The organism is Bacillus sp. CD3-5 (assembly GCF_006349665.1).
Lineage (GTDB): Bacteria > Bacillota > Bacilli > Bacillales > Bacillaceae_G > Bacillus_A > Bacillus_A paranthracis.
On record NZ_VEPX01000007.1, the window covers coordinates 41,879 to 66,652 of the forward strand.

23 protein-coding genes, 1 tRNA gene and 2 pseudogenes are annotated in these 24,774 nt (G+C 36.5%); 5 read left to right on the top strand and 21 right to left on the bottom strand.

Annotation, left to right across the window (positions count from 1 at the left end; translation table 11 throughout):
* Nucleotides 1-30: 30 nt before the first annotated feature.
* The 7 genes from ysxC to FH036_RS15190 form a co-directional block, all read right to left on the bottom strand.
* Entirely contained in the window at nucleotides 31-627 is a 597-nt protein-coding gene (gene ysxC, locus FH036_RS15160; RefSeq protein WP_000869113.1) for a ribosome biogenesis GTP-binding protein YsxC, read from the bottom strand.
* Nucleotides 624-2,954 (bottom strand): endopeptidase La, encoded by a 2,331-nt coding sequence (lon, locus tag FH036_RS15165; protein WP_139895947.1) that lies wholly within the window; start codon nucleotides 2,952-2,954, stop codon nucleotides 624-626. The genes ysxC and lon overlap by 4 nt, the downstream gene beginning before the upstream one ends.
* A 182-nt stretch (nucleotides 2,955-3,136) precedes the next feature.
* Nucleotides 3,137-4,807 (bottom strand): ATP-dependent protease LonB, encoded by a 1,671-nt coding sequence (gene lonB, locus FH036_RS15170; protein ID WP_014481760.1) that lies wholly within the window; start codon nucleotides 4,805-4,807, stop codon nucleotides 3,137-3,139.
* Nucleotides 4,808-4,913: 106 nt separating this feature from the next.
* Complete coding sequence (gene clpX, locus FH036_RS15175; protein WP_000472282.1) at nucleotides 4,914-6,173, bottom strand: ATP-dependent protease ATP-binding subunit ClpX; 1,260 nt, start codon at nucleotides 6,171-6,173, stop codon at nucleotides 4,914-4,916.
* A 264-nt stretch (nucleotides 6,174-6,437) separates the two neighbouring features.
* The gene (gene tig / locus FH036_RS15180; protein ID WP_000729258.1) at nucleotides 6,438-7,715 is read right to left on the bottom strand and encodes a trigger factor; all 1,278 of its coding nucleotides are present in this window, start codon (nucleotides 7,713-7,715) and stop codon (nucleotides 6,438-6,440) included.
* A 309-nt stretch (nucleotides 7,716-8,024) separates the two neighbouring features.
* The gene (locus tag FH036_RS15185) at nucleotides 8,025-9,023 is read right to left on the bottom strand and encodes a hypothetical protein (RefSeq protein WP_139895948.1); all 999 of its coding nucleotides are present in this window, start codon (nucleotides 9,021-9,023) and stop codon (nucleotides 8,025-8,027) included.
* Between the two features lie 197 nt (nucleotides 9,024-9,220).
* Entirely contained in the window at nucleotides 9,221-9,469 is a 249-nt protein-coding gene (locus tag FH036_RS15190; protein WP_001983650.1) for a hypothetical protein, read from the bottom strand.
* Nucleotides 9,470-9,987: 518 nt separating this feature from the next.
* On the opposite strand from FH036_RS15190, the gene FH036_RS15195 reads away from it, so the two are divergent.
* The gene (locus tag FH036_RS15195) at nucleotides 9,988-10,602 is read left to right on the top strand and encodes a PH domain-containing protein (RefSeq protein WP_000475206.1); all 615 of its coding nucleotides are present in this window, start codon (nucleotides 9,988-9,990) and stop codon (nucleotides 10,600-10,602) included.
* Between the two features lie 84 nt (nucleotides 10,603-10,686).
* Here the strand turns inward: FH036_RS15195 and FH036_RS15200 are convergent, their stop codons facing one another.
* Complete coding sequence (locus tag FH036_RS15200) at nucleotides 10,687-10,887, bottom strand: hypothetical protein (protein WP_044791181.1); 201 nt, start codon at nucleotides 10,885-10,887, stop codon at nucleotides 10,687-10,689.
* A gap of 153 nt (nucleotides 10,888-11,040) precedes the next feature.
* Here FH036_RS15200 and FH036_RS27720 point away from each other — a divergent pair.
* The 3 genes and pseudogenes from FH036_RS27720 to FH036_RS15210 all read left to right on the top strand — a co-directional run.
* A pseudogene (locus FH036_RS27720) lies at nucleotides 11,041-11,127 on the top strand (DUF6572 domain-containing protein); the annotation flags it as partial.
* 386 nt (nucleotides 11,128-11,513) lie between these two features.
* On the top strand, nucleotides 11,514-12,464 hold the full coding sequence (locus FH036_RS15205) for a WXG100 family type VII secretion target (RefSeq protein WP_044793661.1): 951 nt from the start codon (nucleotides 11,514-11,516) through the stop codon (nucleotides 12,462-12,464).
* Between the two features lie 15 nt (nucleotides 12,465-12,479).
* Nucleotides 12,480-12,830: a DUF6572 domain-containing protein gene (locus FH036_RS15210; protein ID WP_098101632.1), complete on the top strand. Its 351-nt coding sequence runs from the start codon at nucleotides 12,480-12,482 to the stop codon at nucleotides 12,828-12,830.
* Between the two features lie 534 nt (nucleotides 12,831-13,364).
* On the opposite strand, the gene FH036_RS15215 is transcribed toward FH036_RS15210, so the two are convergent.
* From FH036_RS15215 to FH036_RS15245, 7 genes are all read right to left on the bottom strand, one after another.
* Nucleotides 13,365-13,438 (bottom strand) — tRNA-Gly (locus tag FH036_RS15215).
* 109 nt (nucleotides 13,439-13,547) lie between these two features.
* Nucleotides 13,548-14,051 (bottom strand): metallophosphoesterase, encoded by a 504-nt coding sequence (locus FH036_RS15220; RefSeq protein WP_044790600.1) that lies wholly within the window; start codon nucleotides 14,049-14,051, stop codon nucleotides 13,548-13,550.
* Between the two features lie 13 nt (nucleotides 14,052-14,064).
* The gene (locus FH036_RS15225) at nucleotides 14,065-14,673 is read right to left on the bottom strand and encodes an XTP/dITP diphosphatase (RefSeq protein WP_000815935.1); all 609 of its coding nucleotides are present in this window, start codon (nucleotides 14,671-14,673) and stop codon (nucleotides 14,065-14,067) included.
* 11 nt (nucleotides 14,674-14,684) lie between these two features.
* Nucleotides 14,685-15,422, bottom strand: coding sequence for a ribonuclease PH (rph, locus tag FH036_RS15230; protein ID WP_001261765.1), 738 nt, complete (start codon nucleotides 15,420-15,422; stop codon nucleotides 14,685-14,687).
* A gap of 128 nt (nucleotides 15,423-15,550) precedes the next feature.
* Nucleotides 15,551-16,600, bottom strand: coding sequence for a spore germination protein GerM (gene gerM, locus FH036_RS15235; protein WP_001126737.1), 1,050 nt, complete (start codon nucleotides 16,598-16,600; stop codon nucleotides 15,551-15,553).
* 131 nt (nucleotides 16,601-16,731) lie between these two features.
* Complete coding sequence (gene racE / locus FH036_RS15240; protein WP_000773996.1) at nucleotides 16,732-17,541, bottom strand: glutamate racemase; 810 nt, start codon at nucleotides 17,539-17,541, stop codon at nucleotides 16,732-16,734.
* A 211-nt stretch (nucleotides 17,542-17,752) separates the two neighbouring features.
* Nucleotides 17,753-19,078 carry an MFS transporter gene (locus tag FH036_RS15245; RefSeq protein ID WP_139895950.1) on the bottom strand — a complete coding sequence of 442 codons (1,326 nt, stop codon included), beginning with the start codon at nucleotides 19,076-19,078 and terminating at the stop codon, nucleotides 17,753-17,755.
* 361 nt (nucleotides 19,079-19,439) lie between these two features.
* Here FH036_RS15245 and FH036_RS15250 point away from each other — a divergent pair, with 361 nt between their 5' ends.
* Nucleotides 19,440-20,123, top strand: a complete 684-nt coding sequence (locus FH036_RS15250) for a type 1 glutamine amidotransferase domain-containing protein (RefSeq protein ID WP_139895952.1) — start codon at nucleotides 19,440-19,442, stop codon at nucleotides 20,121-20,123.
* A 49-nt stretch (nucleotides 20,124-20,172) separates the two neighbouring features.
* On the opposite strand, the gene FH036_RS15255 is transcribed toward FH036_RS15250, so the two are convergent.
* From FH036_RS15255 to FH036_RS15285, 6 genes and pseudogenes are all read right to left on the bottom strand, one after another.
* Entirely contained in the window at nucleotides 20,173-20,811 is a 639-nt protein-coding gene (locus FH036_RS15255; RefSeq protein ID WP_001233020.1) for a TetR/AcrR family transcriptional regulator, read from the bottom strand.
* Nucleotides 20,812-20,966: 155 nt separating this feature from the next.
* On the bottom strand, nucleotides 20,967-21,629 hold the full coding sequence (locus FH036_RS15260; RefSeq protein ID WP_139895954.1) for a type 1 glutamine amidotransferase domain-containing protein: 663 nt from the start codon (nucleotides 21,627-21,629) through the stop codon (nucleotides 20,967-20,969).
* Between the two features lie 155 nt (nucleotides 21,630-21,784).
* Nucleotides 21,785-22,072, bottom strand: coding sequence for a hypothetical protein (locus FH036_RS15265; RefSeq protein WP_044790607.1), 288 nt, complete (start codon nucleotides 22,070-22,072; stop codon nucleotides 21,785-21,787).
* Between the two features lie 158 nt (nucleotides 22,073-22,230).
* Nucleotides 22,231-22,455 (bottom strand): spore germination transcription factor GerE, encoded by a 225-nt coding sequence (gerE, locus tag FH036_RS15270; protein WP_000659484.1) that lies wholly within the window; start codon nucleotides 22,453-22,455, stop codon nucleotides 22,231-22,233.
* A gap of 165 nt (nucleotides 22,456-22,620) precedes the next feature.
* Nucleotides 22,621-22,989 (bottom strand): annotated as a pseudogene (locus FH036_RS15275) (purine/pyrimidine permease); the annotation flags it as partial.
* A gap of 289 nt (nucleotides 22,990-23,278) precedes the next feature.
* The gene (locus FH036_RS15285) at nucleotides 23,279-24,634 is read right to left on the bottom strand and encodes an RNA-guided endonuclease TnpB family protein (RefSeq protein WP_070806898.1); all 1,356 of its coding nucleotides are present in this window, start codon (nucleotides 24,632-24,634) and stop codon (nucleotides 23,279-23,281) included.
* Nucleotides 24,635-24,774 lie beyond the last annotated feature (140 nt).

The window sequence follows — 24,774 nt, forward strand, 5'->3', positions numbered from 1 at the left end:
GTGTATAAAGAAAAAAACGCGCGACATTCGTCACGCGTTTTTTGTTTTTGTAAATTTATGGATTGCTTTCCATGCTTCTTCTTTCCCAAGTCCTGTTTCAGAAGAGAATAGAACGACTTCATCGCCACTTTCAATATCAAGCGTTTCTTTTACAACTTTTAAATGCTTTTGCCATTTCCCTTTCGGAATTTTATCGGCTTTCGTTGCAATAATAATGGTTGGAATGTCATAATGCTTTAAGAAATCATACATCATTACATCATCATTTGTTGGTTTGTGACGTAAATCAACTACTAATACAGCTGCATCTAATTGCTCACGTGTTGTAAAATACGTTTCAATCATTTTACCCCAAGCCGCGCGCTCTGTTTTAGATACTTTCGCATATCCGTAACCTGGAACGTCCACAAAGTGCATCATCTCATTAATTAAGAAGAAGTTTAATGTTTGTGTTTTTCCTGGTTTAGAAGAAATACGTACTAACTTTTTACGATTTAAAATTTTATTAATAAAGGAAGACTTCCCGACATTTGAACGACCTGCTAATGCAATTTCTGGTAAGTCACCGTCTGGATATTGTTCTGGTTTAACAGCACTAATTACAATGTCTGCTTTTGTTACTTTCATTGTTTCACTCCTACTAATGCGTGCTCCAATACTTCATCTAAATGAGATGCAAGCACAAACGTAAGGTTTTCTTTTACGCTCTCTGGAATATCATCTAAATCTTTCTCATTTTCCGCTGGTAAAATAATCTTTGTTAAACCTGCGCGGTGAGCACTTAATGTTTTTTCTTTTAAACCACCAATCGGTAATACACGACCACGAAGTGTAATTTCACCTGTCATCCCCACTTCTTTACTTACAGGAATACCTGTTAGCGCAGAAATAAGTGCCGTTGCCATCGTAATACCTGCTGACGGTCCATCCTTTGGAACTGCTCCTTCTGGAACATGAATATGAATATCATTTTTCTCATGGAAATCAGGATCAATCTGAAGCTCTTCTGCACGAGAACGAATATAGCTAAACGCTGCTTGTGCGGATTCTTTCATAACATCCCCAAGTTTCCCTGTTAAAATTAATTTCCCTTTACCTGGCGCTACAGACACTTCAATCGCCAGTGTATCGCCACCTGCTGCCGTATACGCTAAACCTGTCGCCATACCAACTTGGTCTGTTTTTTCAGCTTGCCCATAACGGAATATGTGCTTACCAAGTAAATCAACAACGTTTTTCTCTGTTACTACAATACGCTTACGTTCTGCTGTAACGATAATCTTTGCTGCTTTACGACAAACTTTTGCAATTTGGCGCTCTAGTGTACGAACACCAGCCTCACGTGTATAATAGCGAATCATTTCAAGAAGCGCTTCATCACGTACTTGTAAATTACCTTTTCGTAAGCCATGCTCTTGTAATTGTTTCGGCAATAAATGTTCACGAGCAATATGAACTTTTTCAAGTTCTGTATACCCAGCAATCGAAATAATTTCCATACGGTCAAGTAATGGGCCTGGAATACTTGAAAGTGTATTCGCAGTTGCTACAAACATAACTTTCGATAGATCATATGGTTCTTCAATATAATGATCACTGAAGTTATGATTTTGTTCTGGGTCTAACACTTCAAGTAATGCTGCTGAAGGATCTCCACGGAAATCGTTAGACATTTTATCAATCTCATCTAATAAGAAGACTGGATTAACTGATTTCGCCTTTTTCATACCTTGAATAATACGTCCTGGCATTGCTCCAACATATGTACGGCGGTGACCACGAATTTCAGATTCATCACGCACACCACCAAGGGATACACGGACAAAATTACGATTTAATGATGTTGCAATAGAACGCGCTAACGAAGTTTTTCCGACCCCAGGTGGTCCTACTAAACAAAGGATAGGCCCTTTTAATGAATTCGTTAACTTCTGTACCGCTAAATATTCAAGTACGCGCTCTTTCACTTTCTCAAGACCGTAATGATCTTTGTTTAAAATCTCTTCAGAATGAGCAAGATCAATCATATCTTCTGTTGCCTCTGTCCACGGAAGTGCTAATAACCAATCCATATAATTGCGAATAACACCGCTCTCCGCAGAACTTGCTGGTAACTTTTCATAACGATCTAATTCTTTCAGCGCAGCCTTCATTGTTTCTTCAGGCATTCCTGACTGTTCAATTTTCTCACGAAGTTCTTCAACTTCCCCGCCCTTACCTTCTTTATCGCCAAGTTCAGTTTGAATCGCCTTCATTTGCTCACGTAAAAAATATTCTTTTTGCGTGCGCTCCATTGAACGTTTCACTTTTTGTCCAATTTTCTTTTCTAAACTAAGTAATTCTTGTTCATCTTGAATAATTGAAATAAGTGTATGTAATCGTTCTTTCACAGATATGATTTCTAAAATCTCTTGTTTCTGCTTCGTTTTAATTGGCAAGTGAGAAGCAATTAAATCCGCTAATCTTCCTGGCTCTTCTACATCAGCTACCGTTGCAAATGTTTCATTTGAAACTTTTTTCGAAACTTTAATATATTGTTCGAAATGCTCCAGTAATGTGCGCATAAGAGCTTTCTCTTCTAAATCAGCTTCCACTTCTTCCGTTATCGTTTTAATAGAAACTTGCACTACATTTTCTTCTTCGATAAACTCTACTACTTCTGCTCTATGTAAACCTTCTACAAGGACACGAAGCGTACCGTTCGGCAATTTTAACATTTGCTTCACTTTCGCCACTGTACCTACACTATATATGTCATCTTCTTTCGGATCATCGATATTCATTTCTTTTTGCATTGCTAAAAAGATGATATTTTCATCCATTGCCGCCTGCTCTAGTGCTTGTATCGATTTATCACGTCCTACATCAAGATGCAGAACCATCGTTGGATATACGAGAACGCCTCTTAATGGTAGGAGGGGCACGATTCTTTCATTCGTATTCATACTAGACATAGCACCTCCATAATAAATTAAACTCCTGTTCAACTATTTTATATTACAATACATCTAGATGCAATTGCAGAGATTCTCCGCAACTGTAAATCCCTCGTTTTTTCTCCCTTATAAAAGAAAAAAGACTCCGCTTAAGCATACAAACTTAAACGAAGTCTGGCAAATACTATTATCGTTCATTCTCACATTGATTGTGCATCTGTTTCGTCTATCGTAGTATGTACATCAAGCTCTCGATGTATATTTTCCTGTATAAACGTTAGCTCAAATACTTCCTTCAACTTCCGAACAGGAATAATTTCAATTCCTTTTATTGTATACAAAAATGGTTGCATGTTTTCAGCAGGAATGATAACTTTCTTAGCTCCTGCCTTTTTCGCAGCTTTTATTTTTGCGTACACACCACCGATAGGTTTCACTTCCCCGTGTATACTTATCTCACCAGTCATCGCTACTTCATTATTCACATACGTATGATGCACTGCTGAATACACACCTGTTGCCATAGCAATTCCCGCCGAAGGCCCATCAATCGGGATACCACCTGGAAAATTAATATGTATATCGTACCCTTCTGGCAATACATCTAGAGATCGAAGCACTGTTAATACATTATCTACAGAACCTTTCGCCATACTTTTACGACGAATGGATTTCGTTTGACTACCAATACTTTCCTCTTCAACAATTCCGGTAACATTTACCGATCCTTTATCTTTCGCCTTGATTGCTGTTACTTCAATTTCTAATAACGCACCTGTATTTGGTCCGTATACAGCAAGTCCATTTACAAGACCGATTCTCGGAATAGGGTAAATGCGTTTTTCATACTTCGGTGTGAGCTGACTAGAGTGAACAACCCACTCTATATCTTCATCTTTAATGAAAGGACGTTCTTCATTTATTGCCATTCCAGCAGAAATTTGTACAAGATTAATCGCTTCTCGCCCATTTCTCGCATACATTCCAATCATTTCAATACCATTTTCACCGATTTGCATTTCCACTTTTTCAGCCGCATTCTTCGCTACTTTTTGAATTTCTTCTGTATCTAACTCACGGAAGAACACTTCTAAACAGCGCGACCGAATAGCAGGAGGTATCTCATCTGGCGAACGTGTCGTCGCCCCAACTAAGCGAAAATCGGCTGGTAAACCTTTTTGAAAAATATCATGTATATACGTTGGAATCATCGTATTTTCTTCACTATAGTATGCACTTTCCAAAAACACTTTTCGATCTTCTAGCACCTTTAACATTTTGTTCATTTGAATCGGATGTAGTTCACCTATCTCATCAATAAACAAAATACCACCGTGAGCATCTGTTACCGCACCTTTTTTCGGTTGCGGAATACCTGCTTGCCCCATCGCACCAGCACCTTGATAAATTGGATCATGCACCGAACCAATTAAAGGGTCTGCAATACCACGTTCATCAAACCGAGCTGTCGTCGCATCCAGTTCAATAAATGTTGCATTTGTGCGAAATGGAGATTTTGGATTTCGTTTTGCTTCTTCTAATACGAGACGCGCTGCCGCTGTCTTTCCGACACCTGGCGGACCATATATAATCACATGTTGCGGGTTTGGACCACAAAGAGCCGCTTTTAACGACTTAATCCCGTCCTCTTGCCCTACAATATCTAAAAAGGATGTAGGACGCACCTTTTCCGCAAGCGGCTCTGTTAAAGAAATCTCGCGCATTTTACGAAGCTGTTCTAATTCTTTTTTCGATTCTCGATCAATTGAAACTTTTTGTGTTCGCTGATTTCGAAGTAAATGCCAAAAATACAATCCGACAATTACACCAAAAACAAGTTGAACAAGTAAAAATATATTTGTCCAGCTCATCATTTATTTCCTCCCGCAATGTTTTATCTCTTAGTATTTCCGCGGAGGAACATAGCTAAACATAAAGAAAAACAGCAATTATAAAAATTGCTGTTTCTCCTTCGCATTATGCAGATGTTTTTGTATCAAGTACAGTACCGTCTTGTAACACCAATTTTGGTGCTGCATTATCAGCTACTGTTTCTTTTGTAAGAATACACTTCTCGATATCTTTGCGAGATGGTAGCTCGAACATTACCTCAAGCATTAAGCCTTCAATAATAGAACGAAGTCCACGAGCACCTGTTTTACGTTCAATTGCTTTTTTCGCAATCTCAATTAGTGCGCCTTCTTCAAACTCTAACTCAACATCGTCAAGCTCCAATAGTTTTTGGAATTGCTTAACAAGTGCATTTTTCGGTTTCGTTAAAATATCAACAAGAGCATCTTCATCAAGCGGCTCTAGGTTCGCAATAACTGGAAGACGACCGATAAACTCTGGAATTAAACCAAATCTTAAAAGGTCCTCTGGTAATACGTGAGATAAAACATGCTTCTCATTTACATCAGCATTTTTCTTCTCAGAACCAAATCCAATTACTTTTTCACCAAGACGACGTTTAATAATTGGCTCGATGCCATCAAACGCTCCACCACAGATGAATAAGATATTCGTTGTATCAATTTGAATAAACTCTTGATGCGGATGCTTACGGCCACCTTGAGGTGGAACGCTTGCTACAGTACCTTCTAAAATTTTCAGAAGTGCCTGCTGCACACCTTCACCAGATACATCGCGTGTAATTGATGGATTTTCGGACTTACGTGCCACTTTATCAATCTCATCAATATAAATGATTCCTTTTTCCGCTTTCTCTACATCATAATCAGCTGCTTGGATTAATTTAAGTAAGATGTTTTCTACATCTTCCCCAACGTACCCAGCTTCAGTTAAAGATGTTGCGTCCGCGATTGCAAATGGAACATTTAAAATACGCGCTAACGTTTGTGCCAGTAATGTTTTACCACTACCTGTTGGCCCGATAAGTGCGATATTACTCTTCGCTAATTCTACATCATCAATTTTGCTGTTAGAATTAATGCGTTTGTAATGGTTATATACCGCTACCGCTAGTGCTTTTTTCGCGTTATCTTGTCCGATGACATACTCATCTAAAATTTCACGAATTTCTACCGGTTTCGGTACATCTTTGAATTCTACTTCTTCATCTTTCGCAAGCTCCTCTTGTACAATTTCAGTACAAAGTTCGATACACTCGTCACAAATGTAAACACCTGGACCTGCAACTAACTTTCGGACTTGCGTTTGTGTTTTACCACAGAAAGAACATTTTAATTGCCCTTTTTCATCATTAAATTTAAACATATTTTCACACCCCTTACAAAGTGCTAACCTCTTGCCTTCGTATGTACACGATAAATGTATCGTATGTAAATACATATTATGTCACTACGTGGCGAGAAATACAAATAATATGACTAGTTATGTACAAATAAAAAGTTTTTAAAACTTTTGAAATATGTATATTCGACTTATTAAGGAAGTTTTCCTTCTTCATCGAAAAGTTTTATAAATATATTTCTATATTTATAAAACAAGGCACGATTAAAATCGCGCCTTGTTATTTTATTATGCAGCGTTTTCTACTAAGAAGTCTACAGCTTTACGAACTTTAAGATCTTCAGCTAAAGCGTCTACGCTTCCAAGAGCTTGCTTGATAGCGTCTACTGGCATACCGTACATTTCAGCCATTTTTTCAACTTCTGCAGTTACTTCTTCTTCAGTAACTTCGATGTTTTCAGCTTCAATGATAGCTTCAAGAACAAGGTTGATTCTTACGCGTTTTTGAGCGTCTTCTTTCATTTGCTCTTTTAACTTGTCAGCATCAGTACCTGTGAATTGGTAGTAAAGCTCAAGGTTCATACCTTGTTGGCTTAAACGTTGCTCGAATTCACGAACCATACGATCTAACTCAGTGTCGATCATAGCTTCTGGAATGTCGATTTCAGCGTTAGCAGCAGCTAATTCTACTACTTCGTCACGTACTTTGTGCTCAGCTTCATGCTTTTTGCCTTCTTCTAAGTTTGTGCGAAGTTTTGCTTTTAATTCATCAAGAGTTGCAACCGCTTCGTCAGCTTCTTTAGCGAACTCGTCGTTTAACTCAGGAAGTTCTTTTGTTTTGATTTCGTGAACTGTTACTTTGAATGTTGCTGGTTTGCCAGCTAATTCAGCAGCATGGTACTCTTCTGGGAATGATACTTCAACGTCTTTAGACTCACCAGATTTAAGACCAATTAATTGCTCTTCGAAACCTGGGATGAATGTACCAGAACCGATTGCTAGAGAGTAGTTTTCGCCTTTTCCGCCTTCAAATGCTTCGCCATCAACGAAACCTTCGAAGTCGATTACAGCTGTATCACCGTTTTCAACAGTTCCTTCTTCTTTAACAACTAGCTCAGCTTGACGCTCTTGTAAAGATTTTAATTCGTTCTCTACATCTTCGTCAGTTACAGTTGTTTCAACTTTTTCTACTGCTAAACCTTTGTACTCACCTAATTTAACTTCAGGTTTCACTGTAACTTTTGCAGTGAAGATAAGGTTAGCATTTTTTTCGAACTTCTCAATGTCGATTTCAGGATGAGCAACTGGGAAGATACCAGCTTCATCGATTGCTTCACCGTATGCTTTTGGTAAGATGATATCTAAAGCATCTTGGTATAAAGATTCAACACCAAAGCGTTGTTCGAATAACGGACGAGGCATTTTTCCTTTACGGAAACCTGGTACGTTGATTGTTTTTACTACTTTTTTGAACGCAGCGTCGATAGAGTTGTTTACTTCTTTAGCATCAACTTCGATTGTTAAAACGCCTACGTTACCTTCTAATTTTTCCCATTTTGCAGCCATTTATTCTTTCCCTCCAACTATAATAATGTATGCACATACCTCTATAGATTAAGATCTTCATTATCTCTTTTTTGAAATAACAAAAGTACAAATAATCCTCTAGCAAAAGCTTTCAGATATAATGTTCCAATCTACTAATTGCCTAAAAGACAACTACGGTATATTTTGTTCGAGAATAATATGAAACATATTAAGTAAGAGAATTACACTTCTCTTCTCTTACAAACAGGCAGATTTCTGCCTTTTGCAACCCTTACATTATAACATAGAATATGCTCGTTTCAAGAACCGAACGATTCTTTTTCATAATTATACGGGCAAATATCCTTCTCTTTCAACACGTAATAACCATTGATAGGCAATATGAAACTCTTCTAATTCAATATTATACGCTGTCATAAGCTCTTCTTCATCAATAGTCAACCCGAAACGCTTTCTACCAATTCTCTCTAAAACAGCAGCCCAAATCTCCACTTTATCCATTAATAGAGCGAATGGGAAAATGCTAATTTGTAATTCTTTCCAATATGTAACCATCGCATCAAATATATCAGGATAATTTTGCTCTAATCGACTTGATAATCTATGTATAATGTTATCGGATTGCTCCTCATTATGACCTGTAAATGCCGGAATTACCTTGATCGTATTCCCAAACTTTTCTACCTCTATCTCTTCTTCTATTTGATTTTCTATCATTTTATATAAAATAGAAGTTTTCAAATAAGGGTGCTGTTTTTCGTCTATTAAAAATTTCTTTAAAATAGGTAATGCAAGATCCATGTCTTTTAACGAAAGTTGCTGAATCGCTCTTAGCTTTTGCCCAAAGTTTTCTCCAAATATTTCATTAGTAAATTCATCTAACTCAAAATTCGAATCAACTCGTGATGTATCTACTTCATTTAACATACCTTCTGCAAATAAAGCGAGCTGTGCTAATTTTTCCTTTTGCTCAGGCATTACATCTTTCGTTTGCAAAACTTTTTCAACAGTTTCAATAACGCCTTCATAATCATTTGTTTGAACTAAAATTGTCACATACGTTTCAAGAATATCACCAAATAAGACCGCTCCTGTTTCCAGTAACTGTTCACATTTCTCTTTCGCTTCTTCCATATGTTTTAATTCTAACAAGCAAATAACCGAAGCTAGTTCCGTTTGTTCCGTTTCTGCATTATACTGACGTAATATTTCAAAGCAGCGCAATGCATCTTCGAATTTCCGCTCTTTCAGCGCTAAAAAACCTTCATCAATATAGCGCTCTGATAGTTGCGGAAACAATACGACCGTATTTTCTTTTTTATCCATACGTCCGCCTCTTTTTCTAGATTTTAATTATCTTTAAAGTAAATATATCAAATGAGTAATGAGAACACAACATCCCGAAACCCTTTGTTTGAAATATAGAAATATTTAATTTTCACATTTCAATACAAGTGAATTCCTACTCAAAATTAAAAATATGCAAATAAAAACCCTCAGCAATTCAAGCAGAGGATTCATCATTAATGGAAAGCTTTTATAATAGTGGGGTATATAACAAGGGTAATAATTTGGAGAACAATAATTGCCATAACAATCATGCTAAAGTAGAAGATTGGTTTACTTCGCTTCATTAAAAACATAATGATGAGCATTGTACAAGCAAACAAACTTAAGAAGAACAAACTCGTTGTCGAACTAAGTATACCACTTGGGACAAAGAACAATAACACAACACTACAAGTACCTATAATTCCAAATAACCATTCCATTCATTCACTCATTCCCTTTCCCTCTCATGGTAGTTTCCTCTACGCGATTAAATGTTTTACAACATCAACTACATACGTTAATTTCTCATACGCTACAAATCCAAAAGCAACTGTTAAACCCGTTACGATTAATCCCTTCATTATTTCTTCCTCCTCGTTTTATCGTTGTTACCTTCATTATAGAGGATTAACAATTTGTTACCATCGAACTACCTTACAGTTACCTTACAGAATTGTAAGATTTCAAAAGAGGATAGAAAAACACCTCACATAACTTGAAGTGTTTTTACGGAATTTCTCTATAATCACTTGCAAAATTAACTTTTTTCTCTTGTTTATTTTTCGCAGAATCCACTCTTAAACTAATAGATTTACTAAATAATTTGGGATTGAAATAATCATTCGTTACTTTTCTTGACTTACCTTTAAATATTTCCAATTATAAGAAAACACTTTATTAAAATCGTGTTAATATATTTTTATACAATTAAGAATTTGATTTACAAGGGGGATTATATATGTTCAAAAAAGTAGCTGCTGATGTTTTAGGGTTAAGTGATGTAGGGTCTGTCATTACACCGAAAGATTATGACAAGGTCGATGCTGATGATTACGTAATGCATGAAGATGGAGAGAAAATTTATTTTCTAATTAAATCGAAATCAGATGAATATTGCTTCACAAACAAAGGATTACTTCACCTAGACGGGACAAGTGCGACAAGCAAAAAACGTACACTACGCCGCTTTAGCTATAGTAAATATCAAATTAAAAACGTAGCGCTTGAAACTGCGGGAACGATTGATTTAGATGTAGAAATTAAATTTCAAATGGGAGATGAACATTATTCAATTGATGTTCATAAAAAACATATCGAGGAATTAAAAGATTTATATAAAGCTTTACTTAAAATCGAAGAAATTTCATACGACAACGATATTACATTGCAGTATGCACATAAAAGTTTAGATATGGCATCTAACGCTTTTAGCCGTATTTCAAATGCACAAGTAAATTTAGCAGAGCAATTTAAAGAAATGAACGAAATCGCCTTTAACTGGCTCGTTGATACGAAGAAACAATATAATGTGAAAGATTATGGTTTTGTATTTGAGAAGTTTATTAATAACTAAACAGAAAACCTTGTTATCAAAAGATAACAAGGTTTTTTCAGCGTCCCAGGAGAATTTCGAGCTCCCACTCCGCCCATTTCCGTACTATTTTATATATTTTGATCGCAGTCTTAATATATCTTCCTCTTCTCGAATACCTGCCGATCCTTTCCTCACATTTTTTACGATAGTCCAATCCGGGTTAGTTTCATCACCGATGTTCTGTACTGTAAAGTTGCCATCACCATATTTTCGGTGACCTTCTGCCAATTTCTCCGTTAAATCGTTCTCATTTGCTCTCGCCATCTTTGCGCCATCTCCTTTTTTTTATACAACCTTCTTAAACTGTCTAACCAATCACAGGTCTAGTCAATTGGAGATTTTCGTTTTCCGCTTCTATTCATTGTAACACACTAACGGGGATAAGTTTCGATAACGGTTGCTCAATCGTACGAAGGCGGTAAAAATTTTTATAATATTGTAAGTGAACAGTTAGGAGAATCTGGATATGGATTTGAGTTCCATCATAAACCTATTGATTCTTGAAATGAAATACTATGAGAAACAGGGTGCATAAACGGCGCTCCTTTTATTTAAGAAAAAGAATTACATATACAACTACTTAATATCTAAGGAAAGGTTACAGATATTAAGCATGAGCTACAATTATAACCCAAACTAGACGCGAAACTTATAAGTAATCACTTCTTGCGATAATCTTTCACTCGTATTAATTATGCTATTTCATTCCTCCCCCATCTCTTACACCAAAACATCAATTTTTAGCGTCCCAGGAGAGATCCGAACTTCCGGCCCACCTATTATCTACAATATATAAGCGATTCTTTCATCGTTTGTTTAACATACACTGGCTAATGTATAGATATGGTATAATTTTCTTGTAAAAATATTATAGGAGAAGCAGGGATGGTATGGTACAAATAAAAGTAACACCTGAACGTCTAGAGCAAGTAGCCAAGACGGTAAAGAACGTACGGTACACCTTAGAACAAATACATAATGGTTTATACAATCAAACAGAACATATTGCCGCAAACTGGGCAGGAGCAACTAGCCAACATTTTTATCAAATGTTTAACGAAGCTAAACCAAAAATGTTCACAGTTTTAACGGAATTCGATAAAATAGCTGACGAATTAGAAAGAGTTGCGGAAAAATTCCGCATGGCAGATACTGAGTACGACGGCAATCTAGTTGAAAGTGAGATTATAGCTAACACCCCTTCTTCAGAAAATAACAACACATCACCTGGTGTATCTTCTTCGAAAAAAGATGGTGAAAGTTTAGAGAAAGTTACTAGGGATCTAGTGGGCGAGTTATCGGGAGAATACGATGTACGACGTGTTATAGAAGGTATTGATCCCGATACTGGCGAAAAACTTTCATGGTGGGAACGCACTGGTGCCGGTGTCATGGTTTTCGCGGGACTTACGCCTGTTGGTAAGGGAATAAAAGTAGTCAAAGGTGCAAAAAAAGTTTCCAATGCAATAGATGCAGCAGCCACACTAGAAAAACAACGGAAAACTTTAAAAGCTAATAGCTTAGCAGGTAAAGAATACGAAACAAAAATGTTCGAGGTTATAAAACAACAAAAACCTAAATCTGAATTGAATGAACAAATAACCGTACAAACAAAATCGGGCGTACGCACTCGTATAGATATAGGAGGCAAGGACGCAAATGGTAAGATTGACTTAGTAGAGTTAAAATCTTCACCTACTGCACCTCTTACTAAAAATCAGAAAAAAGCCTTCCCTGAAATTGCAGAATCAGGTGCAATAGTTAAAAGTAGGAACAAACCACCATTTGAACATTTAGAAGAGATTCCACCAACGAAAATAAATGTAATAAGAAAAGAATAATGAGGAGGCTTTTATATGGCATTACATGATACGGATCAAGTCGATTTAGTTTTAATAGATGAGGATAATAACGATAATGTATACTTAGCAATCTTTGATGCTTTAGAGTGGAATAAAAGCGAAGAACTTGATGATGAACACATTTTACTTTTACAAGACAAAATCAATACATATTTAGGATTCATCGAAAGTGATGAAATCTATGAAAAAGTTCCAAGTACAATAGGAAGAACACAATTCATTATACAAGTGTATTCGCAGAATGAACCTAGTTTTTACGGTAAAAAGTTTTATAATATTGTAAGTGAACAGTTAGGAGAATCTGGATATGGATTTGAGTTCCATCATAAACCTATTGATTCTTGAAATGAAATAAGAGGAATAGGGCGCGTAAATGGCGCTCTTTTCTTCATGCACTTTAATCCGTTACACATAATAATTACCATATATTACGTTATTTTTTTACACCTTTTGCACATACATCAATTTGTAGACAAACAAAAAACCTTGTTATCAAAAGATAACAAGGTTTTCTTAGCGTCCCAGGAGAGATTCGAACTCCCGACCGACGGCTTAGCTTACCACCATAGCTTTCGCTACCAGCAATTACTGTTTGTAGTCTGGACTATATCTTCACCATTTCAGGTGCGACACGTGTAGTCTCTACGGAACCTCACGATGATTTTCATCATACTTCAGAGTCTTTACCATTAAGTTTCACTTAATCATTCAAAACTCCTTAATCTTTTTCAAGATCGTAAGTTTCCTCGGTATTACCATCAGCCGAACTGTTAAGGCTTCACCGATATAGTGTCGTCCACTTTATAGGTTCTTGTTTCCCTATAAAGGCTCCTATTTTTCTTGAAGGCCGTTGCTCTATCCTGCTGAGCTACTGGGACATGGAGCGGGTGAAGAGAATCGAACTCTCGACCAGAGCTTGGAAGGCTCTTGTTTTACCACTAAACTACACCCGCATATGTTATTTTATTTTCATTCGTTAGCGCCGTTGCCCTATCGACAATATTTATTATATGTATAACCATACATAAAGTCAACACCTTTTTTAAAAGAGGATAATTTTTCTTATCCTCTTTTAAAAACTGCTTGTTCAACTAGCTGTCCGTCTAGTGTTTCAAAACGAACTTCCATTTGATTTTCATCCATTTCTAATAAAGCAAATGTTTTTTCTACACGCTGACGCGGTAATAAAATACTGCCTGGATTAATAAATAAAACGCCGTCGATTAATTCCGCACCTAATACGTGAGAGTGTCCGAAGCATGCAACTTGCGCTCCTACCTCTTCAGCACGGTACGCTAATGTTTGTAACGTCATTTTCACGTTATGACGATGTCCGTGCACAACTACGAAACGAACACCATCTACATCAGTTACAATTTCATCTTGAAAGTTAGCATAATCACAATTCCCTTTTACAACATGGAAACTTTGCAACTCTTCATGAGCAGGCGTTAGCTCTGAATCACCGCAATGAATCATGATATCTACTTTCCCTTCATACTTCTCTTTTAACTGCTGTAATTCCTTCACAGAGCTATGACTATCGCTTACGATTAAAGCTTTCATCAATCTCTCTCCCTTATTCTCCTAAAAACCATTCAGGGATTTTTTCTTCTAGCTTACGTAGAGCACGTCCACGGTGACTAATAGCATTTTTCTCATCTGAACTTAGTTCGGCCATCGCTTTTTTATATTCTTCCACATAAAAAATCGGATCATATCCGAAGCCGTTTTCCCCGCGGCGTTGTTCTAAAATAAACCCTTCGCACGTCCCATTTACAATGACAGGCTTTTTATCCCCTTCAGGGAAAGCCACTGCTAATGCACAGTAGAAACGAGCTTTACGCTTTTCAAACGCTACGTCATTTAATTCTTGTAAAACTTTATCAATATTTGCTTGATCATCTTTCGGCTCTCCAGCAAAACGTGCTGAATACACACCTGGTTTCCCGTTTAAAGCATCTACAATAAGACCTGAATCATCCGCAATTACAATTGCATTCAATTGTCTACTCAAACTGTCCGCTTTTAAGATTGCATTTTCTTCAAATGTTTCACCAGTTTCTTCGACTTCTTCAATATGAGGAAAATCGTGTAATGATTTCACTTCTAAATCAAATCGCTCAAATAACTCAGCAAATTCACGTACTTTCCCCATATTTTTTGTCGCTACAACAACTTGTTTCATTTTTTCCACCTCTACTCTATATGAGATACGATGTCACCTAACGCTTCTTTTTGCATATCAATCAGTTGGAAAATGCCTTGTTCTGCAGCATCAAGTAATTCATTTAACTGCGCTCTACTAAACGTCGCTTCTTCTCCAGTTCCTTGCACTTCAACGAACTGACCTTTTCCAGTCATAATTACGTTCATATCAACGTCTGCTTTAGAATCTTCTGCATAGTTTAAATCTAAAACAACACCTTGTTCTTCAACAATTCCTACTGACGTTGCTGCTAAATAATCTTTTACTGGAATTTTAGATACTTTTTCTGCTTGTAATAATTTCTCAAACGCTAATACCATTGCTACATATGCACCTGTAATAGAAGCTGTTCTCGTTCCACCATCCGCTTGAATAACATCACAATCAATCCAAACCGTTCTCTCACCAAGCGCTTCTAAGTCAACTACCGCACGTAATGCTCGTCCAATTAAGCGCTGGATTTCCATTGTACGTCCTGTTACTTTCCCTTTACTTGACTCCCTAATTGTACGTTGTTCTGTCGCACGTGGAATCATCGCATATTCAGCTGTTACCCAGCCCTTACCTTCTCCACGCATAAAAGGCGGGACACGCTCTTCAATTGTCGCTGAGCAAATTACCTTAGTATCCCCAACCTCAATTAACACTGATCCTTCTGGATGTTTTAAATAATTCGTATGAATATGTATATGGCGTAATTCTGTTTTTTCTCTACCATCTACTCGCATAACAATAACCTCCTCATAACTACTTGTTAGTATAGCCAAATTTAAATGTATGATATGTATACAATAAAAGAAGGGGAACCCAAAAAGCAATTCCCCTTTCTTACTTAAGTATATCAAATTATTGACGATTAAAAACTACCTGTATTCACGTTTTCTGGACGATCTACAGGTTTTATTAACTTTCCGCCCTTTTCATCTATAAGATTTGCTTTACCATTTACTTCAATAGAAACGCTTTTCACGCCTTTCTTTTCTGTTAAAGATAAAACTAATGACTTCAATACGTAATTTGAAATCATATTTTTATCTGGGTTTATAAATATATTTTCGTTAAAGTTTAATGTAAGATTTCCGTCTTGTAATTTCGGATTCGTAATCAGCTTAACTCCTGGATTAAAATCATTTAGGAGCGATTGATGAATCGGTCCTTTTACAAGTTCATCTACAATTGCTGCATAATCATTTTCTTTTCCTTCTACAACGCGGCGTGTTACTGGTACGTAGTATTGCTGTTTATTATTATTTTGTGCCATAAAATAAAGTGTTACTGGTTTTGTATTTGTTACATCCGCTACTTGCTCATCATCGAAGTTAATACCGTTCGCACGGCTCACCCCTTCACCAAGCGGTGTACCACCAACAGGCATCTTCGCTAATTTTTCACCATTTATTTGGAACTGCACTTGTTTTATTTCTTTAAATTGCGTCAACGTCCATGCAATAGATTCAACGATTTGACGTTCTTCCTCTTTCGCATAGTTTTTCATTTCTTTAGAAAAATCAATGACTGCCGTCCCATCTTTTTTCAAGTTAAGGGTCATCGATGTATTCGCTGGAATGACTGCACGGAACCCATTCGGTAATAAATTGGTTACCGGCCCATCTTTCACAAGGTACTCTAACGTTTGCTGAATAACCTCATTTGCTTTCGGAGTAGGTATAGCTAACGTCTGCGGTACAACATAGCCATTTTTATCAACAAGGTATAATTCTCTATTCACCGTTTGTCCTTGCTTATCTTTTTTAGATACTTCTTTCTTTCCACCCTCTGTATACGTAACTTGTTTTGGTGGATCAATTTGTTCCGTTGCTTTCTCTTGATTTATAAAGCCACACCCTGTTAGTAAAACAGCGCTCACAGTAGCACCAATAACCCATTTAAAAGTGGATTTAGGCATGCCATTCCCCCCTAAAATCTAAGTTTGTACTATTATGTATACGAGCTGTTTCATGTTTTAGAACAAGCTGTGCTCCCTATAAACAAAAAAACTCCTGATTTCTCAGGAGTTCACTTATATGCATTCTATTATTATTCTTTTTCTAAATAAATATGTTTCACATTTTCAATCGGTTGACCGAACCATTTTGATGCAATTTCTTTAAATAGACCTATTTTCCCTGTTGTTAAGAAGAGATGATCACTTTGTTCCTCTCCCTCATTCAACATTTTACTATGGTATAAAATAGTACTTACTTCACGCGCCGTTTCATCACCAGAACTAATGAGTTGCACTTTATCTCCCATTACTTGTTTAATAACAGGACCTAAAATTGGATAATGTGTACAGCCTAAAATAAGCGTATCAATATCAGTGTTTTTCAGCGGTTGCAACGTTTCTCTTACAACTTCATACGCCATTTCACTTTCGAAATTACCGCTCTCTACAAGCTCAACAAAAGGCGGACACGCTAAACTTTCTACCATAACACGATTATTAATAGACTTTAACGCTTCTTCGTATGCACCACTTTTCACCGTTCCAATCGTTCCAATAATCCCAACATGATACGTGTTTGTCATTTTTAAAGCTGTACGTGATCCTGGGTGAATAACTCCTACCACTGGAATGGGTAATTGTTTCTGCATCTCTTCTAATACAACTGCAGTTGCTGTATTGCATGCAATAACTAACATTTTGATATTTAAATCTAGTAAATGCTCCGTCATTTCCCACGTGAATTGGCGCACTTCTTCTCGAGAACGTGGACCATAAGGGCAACGTGCTGTATCCCCTAAATATATAATGCGCTCTTTCGGCAACTGACGAATTAATTCCTTCGCTACTGTTAAGCCGCCAACTCCTGAATCGATAACACCGATTGCTCTATTCAACTTCATCACCCGTTTTCTCATTCATCATCTTATTTTATCATTATATTTTACACACTTTAAGTTCGCGCACTTAAACTGCTTCTGTATGAAAATTTTCATTTGTACCTGTATAGACTAGGACCTTTTTTATTTTGCTCCTTTTTTTCATAATTTGCAAGACAGAAAAATAACCGACCTTCTATATGAAAGTCGGTTTCTTCTATAATAAAGTACATCTTTAATGCTCCATCTTTTTTTGGAAAGAAGACATTCCTATTAATAAGAAGAAATGAGCAGAAATTAACATGACGATTAAAATAAAATTGAAACGATAACTATTTGTAGATTCCATAATTTTGCTCGCAACAGCTGGTCCAAATGCCATGCCGAAAAAGTTAATTAAATTATATAAACCAAGACCGACTCCAACTTTAGCTACATGTAATGTTTTCGGTATAAATGTGTTCAATGATACTTGAATGGCAGAATAACTCATAAACGTTAAAATAATCGCCAATACAATAACGACTATACTTCCATTCGGAATAAACCCTAAAATTAAAAAGCCAACAATCATAATGACAGACGCTACATAAATCATATTCACATTTCCAAACGAAGGGACAATCTTTCCAGTAATAAAACTAGACACAATACCAAAGAGTGATGCAACAAATAATACAATTCCGATAACAAATGGAGACAATCCGTGCTCTCTTCCTAACAGTAATGGCAACAATAATAAATTAGCACATAACGCCACATTAATTATAAATCCGACTGTTATTAAACGAAGAAATGCTTTGTTCGAAAACAACTCAATATCGATAAATGGATGCTCCGCTTTCTTCATACGAACCGTGAATAAAAGTAAAGAAATTATCGCTAACACAAATAGCCAACGATTCATATTGACACCTAATAAAACAGTCGTAATGAATGCAAATAGTAACGCCGCTCCAATGTAATCAAAATGAAACGCTTCATCCGTTTGCCGTGCTTCTTCTGGCATAAATTTTATAAGCAAGAAAATCCCCACTACTGAAATAACCATAAATAAAAATAAATATGGCCACCCTAGTGTATTTGTAATAGCCCCGCCAACTAAAGGGCCAATACCTACTGCTAATGCAATAGAAGAACTAATCATCGCTAACGCACCAGGCTTCTTAGCAGGAACAACTAACTTTGCCACTGCAATCATACTAAGCGCAATAAATGCCGCGCCCCCACTCGCCTGCACTAATCTTGCAAGAATGGTAATCGCATAAGATTGATTCATAAATCCAATAATAGAACCTACTGCAAATATGATAATTGAAATGATTAATAGTTTTTTTACGCTATAACGATCAGCCAGTTTCCCATAGATCATCGAACCAATACCGACAACTAAGGAATACCCTACTACAACCCAACTTACCTTCGATTGGCTAATGGATAAATCATGAGCAATCTCCTCTAACGCTACATTAAATAAAACCGCATTCATCGGTCCTAATAAAACGATAAAACATAATGTGAAAACAAACCATTTTGAATGATTACTTATATCTTCCCCCATGTGTAACACCTCTCCTGATTGTAGTAATTGAAAACGAAAAATGAAGTTGTTTAGCTCTTCTATTATCACTAGACAACTTCATCAAATGTATACATTTATCGCGCGACAAATTGAATTCGAAACGAAACATGTACGTTGTTCGATATCCATGGAACTATCATAGTTTCAGCATTACAGTTTGTCAACGAAAAATATACAAAGTAAACTAATTTAGTGTTTTTGGTTTACTTTGTTCAAAAATTGTTATACACTAATTTCGAATCCGATATAAGGAGGACTAACACGGTTATTCAAATTTGCAATTTCTAACTTAATAAAACAATGAACTTGTATACAGAAGAAACATTACAGGAGGATTATGATGAAGAAAAAAATGTTAGTTGTATTAACGAGCGTTGAAAAATATCCAAATTTAAATCGAGCTACTGGCCTTTGGCTTGGTGAAGCTGTTCATTTCGTTAAAAAAGTTGAAGAAGCTGGTTACGAAGTAGATTATGTTAGCCCACAAGGTGGTTATACACCGATTGATCCGCATAGTTTAGCAATGGCGGAGAGCATCGATTGGGAATGGTATCAAAAGAAAGAATTTATGAATCGCCTCGGTTCTACAATGAAACCGAGTGAGGTGAACCCAGAAGACTATGCTGTTATTTATTACGCAGGTGGTCACGGTGTGATTTGGGACTTCCCTGAAAATAAAGAACTCCAAATGATTAGCCGTAGCATTTATGAAAATGGCGGAATTGTTTCCTCTGTTTGTCACGGAGCTGCTGGTTTATTTCATATTACATTAAGTAATGGGGAACGTTTAATTAGCGGTAAAAAAGTAACAGGATTCTCAAATGAAGAGGAAAAACTAGCTGAATTAGATCAATTCGTTCCATTTTTAACAGAAGATGAACTTATTAAAAATGGAGGATTTTACGAAAAAGCTGCGCAGCCTTGGGAAGCTTACGCTGTAGAAGATAATCGCGTTATAACTGGCCAAAACCCAGCTTCAGGTGGTCCAGTAGCTGAATTAGTATTACAACACGTAAACAAATAACAGATAATAAAAAAGCAGGTTTTCCATTACTATAGGAAAACCTGCTTTTTTACGAAATCATTTGCAAAATAGCAATAACTTCTTTTTCAATTTCCGAATCATCAATTGCGTCTATATACTCTGGTTTAAAAAGTTGATACTTCTTTAGTTGATAAAAATCAAGTATCGCTTTTTTTAACGTAATATCGTACTGAATACAAAAAGAATGATCTATTATACGTCTTAACATCACATCATCTTGCACCATAAATAATTGTGCGTTCATTTTATTAAAGTAACCTTGTTCCATACCAGCTTCAAAAAACATTTGCAAATTATGATTACGATTTTGTTGTGCAGCGACTAACTGATCAGATAAGTGCGGATATGCCTCTTTCAAATCTTGTAAAAAGACATCTGAAATATACGTCACACATTTTAAAGAGTGAATAAACGTCTTTTGGAAACGTTCTGCAAAAGACATACTTTCATCTTGATTATCCGCATCTCCTTCAAGAAGATAGTTCATAAAATCTTCTACCACAGCTTCAATAATCTCATCTTTTGAAGAAAAGCGTTTATATAAAGTAGCTTTACTAATATCCATATATTTCGCAATTTCATCTATTTTCAATTGGCTAAAACTCGTTTTTCTAATAACGGGCTTTATTTTATTAATATAAGTATTTGCGCACGCAACTTTTCTCATTAAAAGAGCCTCCCCTTTTGTCCATACAAAATAGTATAGCAAATTCACGATTAATTATAAATGAAGTCACTATACTCAATATATCTTTTTAGTTTAAAGATCATTTACACTACAGAAAAAATGCCCACTACCTCGATGAGTAGCGAGCACTTTTTCTATAATTTATTTACAGCTCTTCTTATAGCTTTCCCTATTTCCATACTAGACTGCGGGTTTTGCCCTGTAATTAAACGCCCATCTACTACGACGTGCGGCGTAAAATTTGGAGCAACATAAAACAAAGCCCCTTCTTCTTTCAATTTATTTTCTAACAAAAACGGCACTCGCTTTTCTAAATGTACAGCTTTTTCCTCATCATTTGTATAACCTGTTATATGCTTACCCGCACTAAAAAACGAGCCGTCCTTATTTTTCACACCGACTAAAGAACTTACTCCGTGACAAACAGCCGCTACAATTCGGTTGTTGTTGTACATATTCACAATTAAATTTGCAACATATGGATTACCTGGAAAATCTACAATTGCCCCGTGCCCACCACCAAATAAAACCGCATCATAATCCGAAAAATGAACCTTTGAGATCAGCTTCGTATTTTGCAATAAAGAAGCGACATGCTTAAATTCACGAGGTATCCCGTTCGGAATAGACACTCTATCAATAGGTACTTTACCGCCCTTTATCGACACAATATCAACATCGAACTTAGCCTTTTTAAATACATGATACGGAGCTGCAAGCTCTTCCAGCCACAAACCAGTCGGGTGTCCATTCATATCATGAGCGCTTGTTGAAACTAACAATATCCTTTTCAACATATCCCCCTCCTTACTACCTATTTATGTATGGAGTGTTCTTATCATTCATATAGCAAGCGAAAAAACGATAACAATAAGCTGACCTTTTGTAAAAAGTGAGCTTATTGTTATCGTTTGAATTCTTTCATACGAAGATGTTCACAACTGTATAGCTTTTATCTCCAACGCCACGCAATTGTTGTATCCTCCATATGAATAGCAGGTATATCAATCCCTAAATGCCGCTGAGCATCCTCATCAAAAATAGACCAATTTTCTTCATATAAAAATTCAGGGTCTATGCTTTCAAAATCAAATGCACTATCTTCGTCTACCATCTCACGAAAATATTTTTGGAACGGTTTACTATTATCGTATAGACGAATTGTTCCATACATCCATGGCATATCTCCAAAAACATCTTTAATTTCACCTATCTCCATATCTTTAAAATACAACTTCATATTTGCACCTTCTTATCCATGAATGACAAGGACACCTCATCATATTTTAAAATAGTTATTTTTAACATATCTTCCCCCTCACAGTCTGAGATACCTTTTTTAAGTTCAAAATATAAACAGAAAAATAGCCGACTCTCTTATAAAAGTCGGCTTTCTTTTTATAACTCGAGCTCTCCCATGCGAAGAAGCTCAACAACTGCTTGTGAACGTCCTTTAACCCCTAGCTTTTGCATTGCGTTTGAGATGTGGTTACGAACTGTCTTTTCACTGATAAAAAGTTCACCTGCAATTTCCTTCGTTGTTTTATCTTGAACCAGTAATTCAAATACTTCTCTCTCTCTCTTTGTGAGTAAAGGTTTAGATTGATACGCTTTTTCCTTCAACTGGTATAACCCTCCTTGCTTAAGCCAGAGCTGTGTATGTGTAAGTTGGGTGTTTATTTAGTCAAGATATTGTATGAACGAAATGTGCGGGTGGTGAATGAAAATGGGCTTTATTTCACATGTTATTTTAGACTTTTATACAGTGCGTTCACTCTTTATATCCACTTACTTTTCGGTACGCCATATTTGTTCTAGTAATATGCTGACAACTGTACCTACGAACAAACCATTTCCAAATATATATTGTATGACAGACGGTAAGGACTGGAGCGCTCCAGACGGTAAAAACATAACACCGCTGCCAAATAATACTGCAACGCCTAAAATTGTTACATTCCTTTCATTAAGCTCCACTTGTTTTATATTATTGAATCCAATTCCAATTAGCTGTACGAATGAAGCCATTAAAACCGCAGATGCGGCGGCCGATGGTAAAGATGCTAAGTAACGGATAATACTTGGAAACAGCGACATTACGACTAATAACATACATGCTAGTAAGAACGATTGTATATATTTTTGTTTCGTTAAACGTGTCAAACACCCCCACTGAGTTGAAACGTTTCAGTGGGGGCTTGAGTTAGAACGCTAGGTCTTTTCATCTATGACTAGACAGTTTGACGCTCTAGCATTCATGCCGCCTTACGGTAACACCCCAAGTAAGTTTTTGGTTGGTACTGGCATCAAACGATTGTTTTCCCACTTGCACCACCCTTTCGAAAAAGAGCAATTCTTCCTTATGGAAGAAGCCACCACTCAGATGAATCTGGCGTGTGCTACAAGCCCCGACAAGTCGAGTACACATGGATGGTTGACGCACCCACTAAGCTATGCACGAAGCAACAGCCTTACGTTTTTGCACTTCTAATAGAATTGGCGTTTTTACTTTAAGATTTTCATCCAATTGTACCACTCTTGATTTTTCCAACGTATTCAGTGCACCATTAATATCAGCATGGATACATGTTCCTGCTTTACTTTGGTACAGACCACGAGTCATTCGTTTGCCACTAAAGCGATACTGGGTCCTATCATCCTTAGACCAAACTGGAACCGGATCTTTATCCAGAAAACTAGCTTTTGAAGTATAGCTTTCTTCTTGTTTCAAAAATCGGATGCCTTCTTTTTTGCATTTATTCTCAATTGCCGCGATCAGTTTATGAAATGGGATTTGAACAAATTGTTGATTATTCTTTTTCCCCATACCAGATTTTTGTTTCCAACCAGCGTTATACCCTACGACAACCGTATCAATGTTAAATGCTTTCATCTTTTTGAACAACAGGCCTACAGTTTGTGAAATATAACCATTTATTTGTCGTTCTCGTTTATGCCAAAGTGCAGCCATTTTGTTCGTTACGACGCGTTTTGAAATTCCATTTTCTATATTTTTTTGCTGTAAATTACGTATCTTTTTGTTGAAGTACTGGTTAATAGATTTTAATTTCTTCCCATCCATTAAAAATGCATCACCTGTATTCGTTACACAACTTACTAATCTATCTACACCTAAATCGCAACTCAAAGCATTACTCGTGGTCGTAGATTGTTTCTTCATTTGAGATACGTGCATTTCATATGTGTAATGCACCTCAAAGAACCGACCTTTTTGCTTCGGTACAATCTCAATGTAGGAGATTTTTTTATTTCTTAAGTTCTTTGGCATACGTATTTTAATGGAACCGAATTTTTTTCTGAATGCAACACTCATTGGAATCACCCAATACCCGTTCTCATCCACTTTTGGAACTTGATAGATTTCAATAATTCGTTTGTCAGTCGAACGAGAATAATTCGGAAACTTAGGACGACCTGTGAAGGTTTCAGGTTTTTTCTTCCATTGTTCCAATGCCTTAAAAAAGCTTTTTACTTCTGTAAATAAGGCTCTACGAATAGCCTGCACAGAGTTTGATTGAATGCCCCAGTAGTTCATATCGGCTTGCATAACAGTGTCCACTTCTTTTACAGTAGCTATCTTGTTATGATTCAAGTAACTTTGTTTAATCATATACAATCCAACATTTCGCAACGCTTTTGAACTATGTGACATACGTTGCAGTAAACGAAATTCTTTAGCCGTGAGACAAGCTCGTCCGATATTTTGTTTCTGCGTGAATCGTTGCATAGTTTCTCTTTTCTTTTGTTTGCGTAATACTTTCACTACTTTCTTTCTAGCCATTTTTTCACCACCTTTCTTAGAGAGTTCATTAAAATTACTTTTGACAAATTAATATTTAGAAAGAAATGGAACAAGAACATATTCTTCATCGTAATTCCTTTTGGATCAAGTAGCGGAATGATAATCATTATCTAATTTCG